This is a genomic window from Bacillus sp. 2175 (genome assembly GCF_057812155.1).
The window spans coordinates 431,852-443,833 of record NZ_JBSZSU010000011.1; the positions used below are offsets into that span (position 1 = coordinate 431,852).

Genomic DNA, 11,982 nt, shown 5'->3' on the forward strand with positions numbered 1-11,982 from the left:
AAAAATAGAGGATTGTGTTAGTCCGTATGCCTAAATGAAGAAATCAAAAGAGTAGGCAAGCTATGAATGGATTGTACTAAAATAAGAGACCATTATATGGTCTCTTATTTTATATAGTTGTTTTGCATGGTTTGTATAGATTTATAGATATTATCGAAATTTTCTACTTGTTCTAGACCAAGGTTTGACTTTTTATGTCCATCAAGAAATTCCATTACATTCTTTTGATAAATTTCTATATTTATAGGTGTTGTTGAATTTTTTAAGAATGTTTTTGGTAGCAAGGGCATATGAGATGATTTAAATGTTAGCTCACTTTTAATTAAATAACTTTCATATAGCTCACGAACAGTTTAAATTTGGTCAAACTTGAACTTTTCATTTTTGTTAAAAAGGAAGTAAATTGGTTCCTTTTTGTTAAGGTTGTTATTAATGGCACTTAGAATACTAGATAATTCTTTCTTATACTCAAGAGTATCTTTATCATCATCTTTATTAGAGCGGGTAATCATAGTACAACAATCAAAAAACCTTAAAGTATTAATAAGTAAAATGCCACTTAAATCCTTAATTACAGGAACTAAACTATATTCTTCTTTCTTTGCTTTATAATATTAAGCAACTGACTACGTAGCAGGAGTTGTAGAAAGAAGCTGATACGGAAGATTATGAAGAGAGAAAGTTTTAGTGGAATTTAAGCAACAGCTGATTAACTGTTAGTATTTTGCTTTGTAAAAAAAATTCAATAATTTATCGTTGCAACCGCTTCCTTTTTGTGTATAATGAAGGTAAGTTAATAATTAAAAGGATTGTTACTGTTCAGCAGGCAAAACCTAAATTGATCTAGAGGCTACGGGTGTAGTGTGGCTTTTGGAATCAGTTTAGGTTTTTTTATTACCTTTTGTGACTTTAAGAAGAAGGTGGAACAATATGAGAATCCATAAAATCTTAAATAACAATGTTGTTTGTACGATGAAGGATAATGAGACAGAAGTTGTACTTATGGGCAGAGGTTTGGGATTTCAGAAAAAAGTAGGCGATGCGATTGATGAATCTAAGATAGAAAAAACCTTTGTGCTAGAAACAAGAGAATTATCAGAGAAACTCGCTAAGTTGCTAACTGAAATTCCTGTAGAAAATTTAGAGATTACAGAGAGAATTATTCAGTTTGCTAAGACAGTTTTGCCGGGGGATTTAAGTGATTATATTTATCTTACATTAACGGATCACTTAAGTTTCGCCTTAACTCGGCATAAAGAAGGAATGAATCTCAAAAATACTCTGCTTTGGGAGATAAAGAGGTTCTATCAGAAAGAGTTTGAAATTGGTCTACAAGCTTTGAACATCATTGAAGAAGAGACTGGGCTTAGACTTTCTGAAGATGAGGCAGGGTCAATTGCACTGCATTTCGTTAATGCACAGCAAGGAGAGCCGGCAATGCAACAAACGGTAACGATGACGAAAATCGTCCAAGATATTTTAAATGTTGTAAAGTACCACTATAAGATGAACTTAGATGAGAATTCATTTAATTATAGTCGGTTTGTAACGCATTTGCGATATTTTGCTCAGCGTTTAATGCAGAAGGAATTGAGCTCGGCCGATGATGATTTTTTATACGAGCAAGTGAAAAATAAGTACGAAGAGGCGTATTGTTGTACAGAAAAAATTGAAGCATACTTACAAAAAGCACATAATAGTCATCTTTCAAAAGATGAAAAGGTGTATTTGACGTTGCACATTCATCGTGTAACGAAACGCAATGAATTATGTAATTGAATAAACGGGATTGTTACTGTTTAGCAGGCAAAACCTAAATTGACTTGTAATGGAGTGATTCGTATGTATCGCACCGTTATGGTTAATTTAGGTTTTTTCTTTTTATAAAAATGATAAATGAGATGATTGTAGGGGGGAGAAATTATTATGAAGTATGAAAAATTGGCAAAAGACATACTGAAACATGTTGGTGGGAGAGAAAATATAGATAGCGTTATACATTGTATAACTCGCTTACGATTTCAGTTGAAAGATGAGGGGAAAGCTAATACAGAAGTACTGAAAAGTATGGAAGATGTTGTGACTGTTATGAAAAGCGGCGGACAATATCAAGTTGTAATTGGTAACCATGTATCCGACGTGTATAAAGCGGTTATTGCTGTCGGAGGATTTCAAGAAACAGAGGAAGAAAGTGCGAGTGAGAAGAAAAAGAGTAGTCTAATAGATATTCTCTCTAGCATTTTCACTCCTATTTTAGGGGTGTTAGCTGCAACAGGGATGATTAAAGGATTTAATGCACTATTTGTAGCGTTAGGCTGGTTAAGTACACAGTCAGGAACGTATCAAATATTAAATGCAGTTGGCGATTCGTTATTTTATTTCTTCCCGATCTTCTTAGGATATACAGCAAGTAAGAAATTCGGAGGATCACCATTCATCGGTATGGCAATTGGTGGAGCATTAGTCTATCCGGCTCTATCCGGTATAACAGCAAGTGAGCCATTATATACGTTATTTGCAGGGACTATGTTTGAATCACCAATTCATATTACGTTTTTAGGAATACCAGTTATTTTAATGAACTATGCATCATCTGTTATTCCAATTATCCTCGCTTCTTATTTTGGAGCGAAAGTAGAAAAGTCTTTAAAGAAAGTCATTCCGGATGTTGTGAAAACATTTGTACTACCATTCTTAACGTTACTAATCGTTGTACCAGTTACATTTCTCGTTATTGGTCCAATTGCGACGTGGGCAGGGCAGTTCTTAGGACAGGCGACGCTTTGGCTTTATAATTCAAGCCCATTAGTTGCGGGTGCTTTACTCGGTGCTTTCTGGCAAGTGCTTGTCATATTCGGCCTTCATTGGGGCGTTGTTCCGATTGGCTATAACAATTTAGCAGTACACGGTATTGATCCGATACTAGCGCTTATATTTGCTGCTTCATTTGCTCAAATTGGTGCTGTACTTGGCGTTTGGATGAAAACGAAAGATCAGAAATTAAAAACACTTAGTATTCCGGCTTTTATTTCAGGTATTTTCGGTGTTACAGAGCCGGCGATTTATGGTATTACACTTCCTCTTAAAAAGCCGTTTATTATGAGTTGTATTGCTGGGGGAGTTGGCGGCGCAATACTTGGCGTATTTGGTACACAAAGTTATATGACGGGTGGGCTTGGCATATTTACGCTTCCGACATTTATTAGTCCGGAAGATGGGATTACAGCTGGATTTTGGGGAGCAATTGTTTCGATGGTTGTTTCTTTAATAGTAGGTTTTATTCTGACTTACTTATTTGGTTTTACAAAAAAGCAAATATCTACAGAAACAGATGGAACAATTGATAAAGTTGCTGCATCAAACGATGATGAAGTAATCTTTAGTCCTTTTCATGGTGTAGTTATGCCACTTCAAAACATTGATGATGCTGCATTTGCATCAGGTGCGTTAGGTGAAGGCATTGCGATTGAGCCTTCGGAAGGAAAGTTATTTTCACCACTATCAGGTACAATTTCTGCGCTGTTCCCGACGAATCATGCAGTAGGAATTACGGGGGATTCAGGTGCTGAAATTTTAATCCATATTGGGATGGATACTGTGAAATTAAATGGCGAGTTTTTCTCCTCTCATATTGAACAAGGAGCGAGAGTAGAAAAAGGGCAATTACTTATTGAATTTAATATAGTTGAAATTCAAAAGGCGGGTTATATTGTGACGACACCAGTTGTTGTTACAAATTATGATAAATATAGTATGAAAAAAACTGAAGTAGAAAAGATTCAAGCAGGAGATTCTTTACTAGAGCTAGGAATTAAATAGTAGTTACATTTCATTATGTTTCACACGAAGAAAGGCATTCTTTGAGAATCGTAATACCTTTCCTCGTTAAATCTTATATAAAGGAGTTTTTCTATATGTCTAAAGTTATTTTTCCTAAAGGATTTTTATGGGGGGGAGCGATTGCTGCCAATCAAGTTGAAGGCGCATATGTAGAAGACGGAAAAGGATTAACGACGGTTGATCTATTACCAACTGGTGAAAACCGCTGGGATATTATGAAAGGAAATATTCATTCCTTCACACCAGTAGAAGGAGAGTTTTATCCATCACACGAAGCAATTGATTTTTATCATCGTTATAAAGCAGATATTGCTCTTTTTGCAGAAATGGGATTTAAAGCGTTACGTGTATCGATTGCGTGGACGCGTATTTTCCCAAATGGTAATGATGAAAAGCCAAATGAAGCAGGATTACAGTTTTATGATAACGTATTTGATGAACTGTTGAAGCATGGCATTGAACCAGTTGTTACGATGGCTCACTTTGATGTGCCTGTTCATTTAGTAGAAAAGTATGGAAGCTGGAGAAGTAGAAAGCTTGTAAAATTCTTCGAGACGTACGCAAAAACGATTTTTAATAGATATAAAGATAAAGTGAAATATTGGATGACGTTTAATGAAATTAATATGCTTTTACATTTACCTTTCATGGGAGCAGGTCTAGCATTTAAAGAAGATGATAATAAAAAACAAATTCAGTATCAAGCAGCTCATCACCAACTTGTCGCAAGTGCGTTAGCTGTAAAAGCTTGTCATGAAATCATTCCAGATGCAAAAATTGGTTGTATGCTCGCAGCTGGTGCAACGTATCCATATACATGTAATCCAGACGATGTTCTTCGTGCGATGGAACAAGACCGTGAATCATTCTTCTTCATTGATGTACAAGCAAGAGGAGCATATCCTGGATACGCAAAACGCTTCTTTAAAGATAATAATTTAACAATTGAAATGGAAAAAGAAGATGAAGAAATTTTAAAAGAGTATACTGTTGATTATATTGGATTTAGTTATTATGCAAGTAGAGCAACAAGTACAGATTCAGAAGTGTTAAAAAGCATAACGAGCGGGAATGTATTCGGTTCAGTTGAAAATCCATATCTTGAAAAATCAGAGTGGGGATGGACGATTGATCCAAAGGGCTTCCGTATTACAGCGAACCAACTTTATGATCGCTATCAAAAACCTTTATTTGTTGTTGAAAATGGTCTTGGTGCAATCGATCAATTAAATGATGAAGACGAAGTGAATGATGAGTACCGTATTGATTATCTAAAGAAGCATATGATCGAAATGTCCGAAGCAATTCAAGATGGAGTAGATATTATCGGTTATACAAGTTGGGGCCCGATTGACCTTGTCAGTGCTTCTACTGGCGAAATGAAAAAACGTTATGGATATATATACGTTGATAAAGATAATGAAGGAAAAGGTTCATTAAAAAGATCGAAGAAGGACAGTTTCAATTGGTATAAAGAAGTAATTGCGACGAATGGTGAGAGTTTAAAATTTTAATTAGGAAAAGGAGGCACCTTGATGTATGTCTTTTAGATATGTGTAGGTTTAGACAAAACCGTTATCTTGTAGTAAGCAAAAAGAGCATACATGTAAGTATGCTCTTCGATAAGAAAGGTAGATCTCTATGAGCGGAGAGACTACATACAAAAGCGTATGTTTGTTTCCTTTAAATGTGAAGAAAAATCAACAAAAGGTCAACGTAAATTTAATAAAAATTCAACAAAACCGCTATTTTAAATAAAAGAGCAGTTAGTGAGATCTAACTGCTCAGTTTTTTGAAAAATAAGAATTAGAATTTGTTTTTTTATGTTTTACATCAATTAACGAAATTGCATTAGAGAGGTTAATAAATTTTTATGGATACGCAATAATGTTTGGACATCGTCTTCTTGAAGCTGCTGTAATGCTAGGGACATCGCTTTGTAGGAAGTTGAGTTTTCAATGGATTTTTTCGATGCCTCTTGTCCTTTGGGTGTTACTTTTAATTTTATTTCTCTACGATCTTCATCTGATTGTTTTCGTTCGATGAACTCTAGACTAACTAAATCATCTACATTTACACTCACTGTACTTTTAGGAACTGAAAGACGTTCTGAAATCTCTTTCAGAGTGATATTAGGGATTGTATAAATTGTATTTAAAATACCCATTTGTTGTACTGTTAGCCCTAAACTGGAGGCATTTTGATGTGTGAACTTTATAATTTCTTTGTTAATGGATATAAATGACTGAACAACTTCTCCAGCTAGTTTGAAATTGTTGTCTTTTAAACTCATGATACTCAATTCCTTTCTTTCTTAAATTAGCTTAACATAGGATAGTTCAGTGTTGAACTATTTATTTATAAACTAATTCAGAAAAGAAAGCACCATATTGTATTGATAGAAAACTTAATGAAAATTTCATTTTGTATTAAGTTGGAATATAAAAAGAGCACTTAGTAAAGTGCTCTCGTGACGAGCCTCATTTTATAACGACTATTTTATAAAGAAAGGAACTCAGAATATTATATGTGCGCCAGTCAATTGAGTACCTTGTACAAATAAAGAGCAGCTAGCAAAAGCTAACTGCTCAGGTAATGGAATATGGTTCGAAATGGGTTGTCTACAGTATTGACGGAATATTGGTTTTTATTCGTGAAGAATTACGTTTAACTTAATGCATAGCCAACGGTCAAAGTTAGTGTTAAAAACACTGATAATAAAAGTATTAGTAGAACGGTTGCTATGTTTCTAAGCATCGCAACCCAATTATTTATTTTAGAAAATCCTTTCATACCAGCAAAAAAAGTTCCTATTGTTAAAACTAGTAAAAAAATAAAGGGTGGATAGGTAGTGAATTCATAATAAAGGTTTTAACGATTAGGCATATTTAAGAATCTCGAACATAAGATGGTAATGACACCGAGAAGAATTCATTGTGTTCGCTACTCGCGTTAATACGTTTTGAAAAGGCACCTATTTAGGTGCTTTTTTGTTTACATCTTTCGAGATAGACGAGCATATATTGGAATGTGTGGATGGAAACCATTTTATATATCAGAGCACCTATCAATTATGGGTGTTCTCTTATTATGTAAAAATTTTATAAGTTGTGTGGGAGTTGAAAAATAGTATATTATCTTTCTTAATGTACATATTAATAAAAGTTTTTAATATCATACATAAAAGGCGGGATAATATGAGTGAAAATAAGAAAAATGAAGAATTGAATAAGATAAAGAAATATTATTTTAATGAGGACAATCAACCAGTAGCTGGTATAGAGCTAATTTTGCCGCCGGATATAGGAATCATGTTAGACCCGAAATCAGTTAATGATGAAAGTAGAGATAAATAAGTTTAATTTAAGCATCCATTCGGGTGCTTTTTTCTTTGTTATATAGAAATTACACATGATCCCCCTTTAATACATGACTTAGGCATAGTTGGGAATGAGATATCATATAATGATACTGAACGGTTTCCAACATGTTCCCCTATATTTTTTTAAGCGAGAGCACTTATTGGGGGAGTGCTCTCTTTCGTTTGCACATAAGGAATTCCCAAACATACAATATCGAGTCAATGCCAATCAACTTATTCCTTTTCCGATATATATATATTCCGCTATAAAGCCCTTTTAGGTTGCGCCATTAGAACGGGCAAGGCATTGTCGTATATTTTATACTCAGAAGCTTAGGGCACTTTATAGTGTTCTTTTTTTATTGAACAAAATGGAAATTTGAATAGAAAACATATCCTTAAAATAACCTTAATTTAACTATGAATTTAATAATAACTGAAAACTAAATGGTATAATTTTCTAAAGAAACTCAAATAAAGTTTATTTTAGAAAAGGGGTAGAGGAAAAATGTTTCAGAAACTTAAATTTTATTTAATGAGCATATTAATTAGTGCATTTTTAGGTGGGATTATTATAGGTGCTAATTTCTTGGTACATAACATATATAATTTAGTTGCAGGTAAAGAATATCAATTTAATATGTGGTCTTCTATTATTATATTTAGTGTTGTATTTATTTCGGGTTTCTCGTACATGTTGAAGAAGGGACCAGATATACTTGTTAATGATTAAACCAATAGCAATTATCGTAGGCGCTGCCGTGATATGGGTAGCGTCTTGTTTGTTGTTAAGGAAAGATAAGGGATGAGATAGACTTGCAAATTGAAATATTATTAGTCTAAAACATAAAATATAGACTAGTAAACAAGCTGTTTTCACCTTTTAATCATAGAATATGATGAATTCTATTTTTAGAGGAGGGAATCATATCTATGGGATGGAATAATAATTTTGGACATTCTCGAGATTGTAATAGATTTTGGGATGATTTAGTATTTTGCGGATGCGGTCGTAGACGTAGAAGAAACGATTTTAACGACTGTCATTGTAGACGCGATTGCGATTGTGATGAGTGTCGTCGTAGACGTGATCATGACCGCAATCGTGATCATGATCATGGTGAACATCGAGATTGGTAAAGTCTTTTGAAGGAGTGCATATCTTAATAGCACTCTTTTTTATTTTATAAAGAATTTACTTTAAACATTTCTTATAACTAAGAATACTTATGTAAATATAGGAAACATATTTGATTCTTGGAATGAGGGGATCGATGTGGATATAACGCAAAGTATTGCAAGAATAGTTGCTAATGGGATAGATCTTCCGTTTACTTCAGTTAGAACAACTGCGTGGATTAATGGACCTGCAAATGATTTAATTGTTACGACTAGGCAAAGAGTGAATGAGCTTTATCGTGTTATGTGGTCGCGGGTGCCAGTTATGCTAAAAATGTATTTCATTCAGGGGGCGGACATAGTAAGATTTGCTAGAGTTGCAGGAGTTGATGAAAGTATAACGGGAGAATATATATATCATTTTATTTGGTGATAAGACAAACTTTAAGTAACCTAACAGCTGCTTTTTTATTTTATAAAAAAAGAACCTGCAAACCTGCAGATTCTCCTGATAATGATTTATGGAGCAAGACCCGAAAATATAATATAATAATTCGAAAATGAGTTCAAGTAAATAAAAAGAACCCGCTGGAGTTCGGGTCCTTTCAGAAGTGATGATGTATTCTCGGCTTGGGAACTGAGAAAAACACAAAAATATAATACATCGAGTTTTAGAGAATTTCAATATTAAATTAAATATTATCGTGGAGGGAGTTATATCATTTGATGAAGAAAACAAGGTAGTGATAAAGCATATGAATTTTAAAAAAATGAGCGGGATATCTTAAGAAAACATAAAATTATTGAAATTTTTGTATGAATTCATTAATATGGAATTATATTTATTGTTTAATTGATTCCGTTTATTCCCACACCTTATTGTGTTGTGGTTGAGTTGTAGAAGCAAGTTGCGTCTTGTTTTATTTATGAAAGGGCTTTTTTGAGCCGATTAGTGTATATATAGCTTATTTTGCTATGCACATTTTTAATCGACTTGAAGAAGCCCTTTTTGTATTGTCTTCAAGTTAGGAATCATTTGTAAAAAGGTCTTTAGATTTAGGTATATAAATAAAAAAGGGGGAATCTATTTGTATCATGTCTATTTCAATGGATGTATACGAGATTTCCTTTTTTATTGGAGAGATGCTTTAGAGGGAAAAGTTATCGCTTTACTGCAATCCGTGATTTTCTAGAAATGGATGCCGATTCTACACAGCTATCATGTAAAAACTGCAGATGTGGATTGTCTTTTTAAGAAAGATGATCTTGCAAAGATTGTGCATCATGATTGAGTGTTAGAAGTGGTTAAGCGTGCAGAAAAAAGTAAACTTTCTAAAGGTAGATTGAAAAAGATAGAGTTTGTAATTCTATCTTTTTCTTATATTCAATTACTACAGAGGATTTAAATTCACTAAAAGAAAGGTAGAAGAGAATATGAATACATCTATGAAAAAAATCTAGTAAATTTACGAGTTGATTTTGCTTTCAAGCGCTTGTTTGGGGTAGAAGGAAACGAGGATATACTCATTGGTTTTCTTAATGCGGTATTACAAGACTCTTTAGATGAGGAAATTATTTCTTTGCATTTAGATGATCCACATCTTCCAAGGGAACAAAAGGATGATAAATTGTCTATTTTAGATTTGCGAGCTACCCTTAATAGTGGTATAAAATTAAATATAGAGATACAGGTTCGCGACAAAAAAGACATGATCGAGCGATCTTTGTTCTACTGGGCTGGCATGTATTATTCTCAAATGACTCAGGGGATGAAGTATACAGAATTAAGACCAACCATTTGTATTAATATAGTGGATTTCATTCTGTTTCCAGGAGAAGAGGACTTTCATAATATCGGTGTAGTCATGAACAAAAAATCGGAGCACATAATTTCAGAGAATATGCAATTGCACTTTCTTGAGATTCCAAAGGTTATTCGAGAATGGCAAGAAAATCGAATGGATCCATGGGAGGATATATTAGCACGTTGGCTATTATTATTTCCTGCATATGAAGATGAGAAATTAACTACAATCCTGGAGGGAATCGCGATGGAAAAAGATCCAGTTTTGAAAAAGGCAATAGAGGATTGGGAGCGTTTAAGTAGTGATAAAGACTTTTTACGCTTATATGAGGCGAGAGAGAAGGCAATAAAAGATAGAATATCAGAAATAGAGACGGCAGAAGAAAAAGCAGCAAAAGAAGCTAGAATAGAAATGATTCATAATTTAATTAAAGTAGGTGTACCTATAGAGAAGATAGCGGAAGCCGCTGAATTAAGTGTCGAAAAGGTTAATGAAATTTTAAGAAACAAAGAGTAGATAGAAGTAGTGAAAAACAGGTACTTGTGAAAAACGCACAATTACCTGTTTTTTGTTTCTAATGAATAGTTTGATAAACACAAGGCTTAGACACTCCTTAATAGGTAGTATACTCTTATTAAGGAGCATAATAAGTTGTTGGAGAGATTAAAATGAATAAGAAAAAAGAAGCGCATACCCTTAGAGATAAAATTCCAAAATGGATAAAATAGAATCATGTTGCTCACTGAAAGAAGATATACATTCTTATCAAGACCTAAATTGTAAAAAGTCATAAAGAATAAAGTGCGATACATATTAGACATGACCAATATGTATCGCACTTTTACTTCATATTGGGGTCCCGCCACATCGCTATCAAGCTAATATTTTGAAGAACCACCAAAACAAAAATTTTACCTCTCGACAGTTATATTTGAGAATTAAGCTTATTTTTTCGTTTTGGGGTGAATCTGTTTTCTTAAGTTGATATGCATGTATGGTGACCCCTATAAGTGGCGTTTTTTACCGTTATCGATTTCTATCAATACCTAGTGACGTTAATAACAGAATTGCCAAATTTACCGATTCACCAGCAGCTAACGATTTGAAATAATTACATGCCTTGGTCGAAAAAAATCCAAGCCACATGTGCAAACTAGCCATCTATCCGAAAAAAATTAGGATAGATGGCCATTCATCGTGTGTACCGAAAAGGTGGCCCTTTTTTTATATTTCGGGCTTACTTTCCACTAGAAATTGAAATACTAAATTTAGACTGTTGATTACCGAATCGTTCCAATGTCCCCTCGAATTTCATTCCAACTCTTTTTAATAGTCCACAAGATTCCATATTAAGTGACTGAGTTTCAGCGACAATAGTGGTTAAGTTTAATGCACTAAATCCATGGTTTAATACTTTCATAATCACTTCTTTTGCATAGCCTTGACCCCAAAACTCAGGTAAAAATTGATACCCAATCTCTGTATTAATCCCATCATGATATGTATCAAGGAAAACAAAACCTATAAATTCTTTACTATCTTTTAAAAATACTGTCCAGTGGAGGGAGCTATTTTTTGAATTTAATATATCATAAAATCTAATTTTATATGCTTCTTCGTCGATAATACCTCCTAAGTATTTTCTTACTAGCTCGTTTTCATATAATTTTTTAATGTTTTTATAATCATTTTCGGAAATTACGTGTAACTCACATCTCTCAGAGAATAACAAGTAAATCTCTCCCTTCGATAATTATTATTATTTTCCTGGTAATCCACCTATGAAAAATATGTGCTCTACTTACAAAATCATATAAAACATACATCCTTTCTTATTTAGTCTTCCATAACATGGTA

10 protein-coding genes and 3 pseudogenes are annotated in these 11,982 nt (G+C 33.5%); 9 read left to right on the forward strand and 4 right to left on the reverse strand.

The features are described 5' to 3' along the window. Positions 1-930: 930 nt before the first annotated feature. The 3 genes from licT to ACXKY9_RS32440 all read left to right on the forward strand — a co-directional run bounded on the left by licT (position 931) and on the right by ACXKY9_RS32440 (position 5,354). Positions 931-1,779, forward strand: coding sequence for a BglG family transcription antiterminator LicT (licT, locus tag ACXKY9_RS32430; protein WP_016090319.1), 849 nt, complete (start codon positions 931-933; stop codon positions 1,777-1,779). Positions 1,780-1,926: 147 nt separating this feature from the next. Next, complete coding sequence (locus ACXKY9_RS32435) at positions 1,927-3,819, forward strand: beta-glucoside-specific PTS transporter subunit IIABC (protein ID WP_016090320.1); 1,893 nt, start codon at positions 1,927-1,929, stop codon at positions 3,817-3,819. Positions 3,820-3,914: 95 nt separating this feature from the next. Further along, positions 3,915-5,354, forward strand: a complete 1,440-nt coding sequence (locus ACXKY9_RS32440) for a 6-phospho-beta-glucosidase (RefSeq protein WP_016090321.1) — start codon at positions 3,915-3,917, stop codon at positions 5,352-5,354. 323 nt (positions 5,355-5,677) lie between these two features. On the opposite strand, the gene ACXKY9_RS32445 is transcribed toward ACXKY9_RS32440, so the two are convergent. Further along, positions 5,678-6,133 carry a MarR family winged helix-turn-helix transcriptional regulator gene (locus tag ACXKY9_RS32445; protein ID WP_016090322.1) on the reverse strand — a complete coding sequence of 152 codons (456 nt, stop codon included), beginning with the start codon at positions 6,131-6,133 and terminating at the stop codon, positions 5,678-5,680. A gap of 374 nt (positions 6,134-6,507) precedes the next feature. After that, positions 6,508-6,707, reverse strand: a pseudogene (locus ACXKY9_RS32450) (hypothetical protein); the annotation flags it as partial. Positions 6,708-7,037: 330 nt separating this feature from the next. On the opposite strand from ACXKY9_RS32450, the gene ACXKY9_RS32455 reads away from it, so the two are divergent. The 6 genes and pseudogenes from ACXKY9_RS32455 (at position 7,038) to ACXKY9_RS32480 (ending at position 10,641) form a co-directional block, all read left to right on the forward strand. Beyond that, positions 7,038-7,196 (forward strand): hypothetical protein, encoded by a 159-nt coding sequence (locus ACXKY9_RS32455; RefSeq protein ID WP_016090323.1) that lies wholly within the window; start codon positions 7,038-7,040, stop codon positions 7,194-7,196. A 513-nt stretch (positions 7,197-7,709) separates the two neighbouring features. Beyond that, positions 7,710-7,934 (forward strand): hypothetical protein, encoded by a 225-nt coding sequence (locus ACXKY9_RS32460; RefSeq protein ID WP_000486797.1) that lies wholly within the window; start codon positions 7,710-7,712, stop codon positions 7,932-7,934. 200 nt (positions 7,935-8,134) lie between these two features. Further along, the gene (locus ACXKY9_RS32465; protein ID WP_016090324.1) at positions 8,135-8,341 is read left to right on the forward strand and encodes a hypothetical protein; all 207 of its coding nucleotides are present in this window, start codon (positions 8,135-8,137) and stop codon (positions 8,339-8,341) included. A 97-nt stretch (positions 8,342-8,438) separates the two neighbouring features. Further along, entirely contained in the window at positions 8,439-8,753 is a 315-nt protein-coding gene (locus ACXKY9_RS32470) for a hypothetical protein (protein WP_071686439.1), read from the forward strand. A 625-nt stretch (positions 8,754-9,378) separates the two neighbouring features. Then, a pseudogene (locus ACXKY9_RS32475) lies at positions 9,379-9,726 on the forward strand (hypothetical protein); the annotation flags it as partial. A gap of 28 nt (positions 9,727-9,754) precedes the next feature. Continuing rightward, positions 9,755-10,641 (forward strand): annotated as a pseudogene (locus ACXKY9_RS32480) (Rpn family recombination-promoting nuclease/putative transposase). A 510-nt stretch (positions 10,642-11,151) separates the two neighbouring features. Here the strand turns inward: ACXKY9_RS32480 and ACXKY9_RS32485 are convergent. Then, entirely contained in the window at positions 11,152-11,286 is a 135-nt protein-coding gene (locus tag ACXKY9_RS32485) for a hypothetical protein (protein ID WP_254911346.1), read from the reverse strand. Positions 11,287-11,362: 76 nt separating this feature from the next. Continuing rightward, positions 11,363-11,857: a GNAT family N-acetyltransferase gene (locus ACXKY9_RS32490; protein ID WP_000899000.1), complete on the reverse strand. Its 495-nt coding sequence runs from the start codon at positions 11,855-11,857 to the stop codon at positions 11,363-11,365. Positions 11,858-11,982 lie beyond the last annotated feature (125 nt).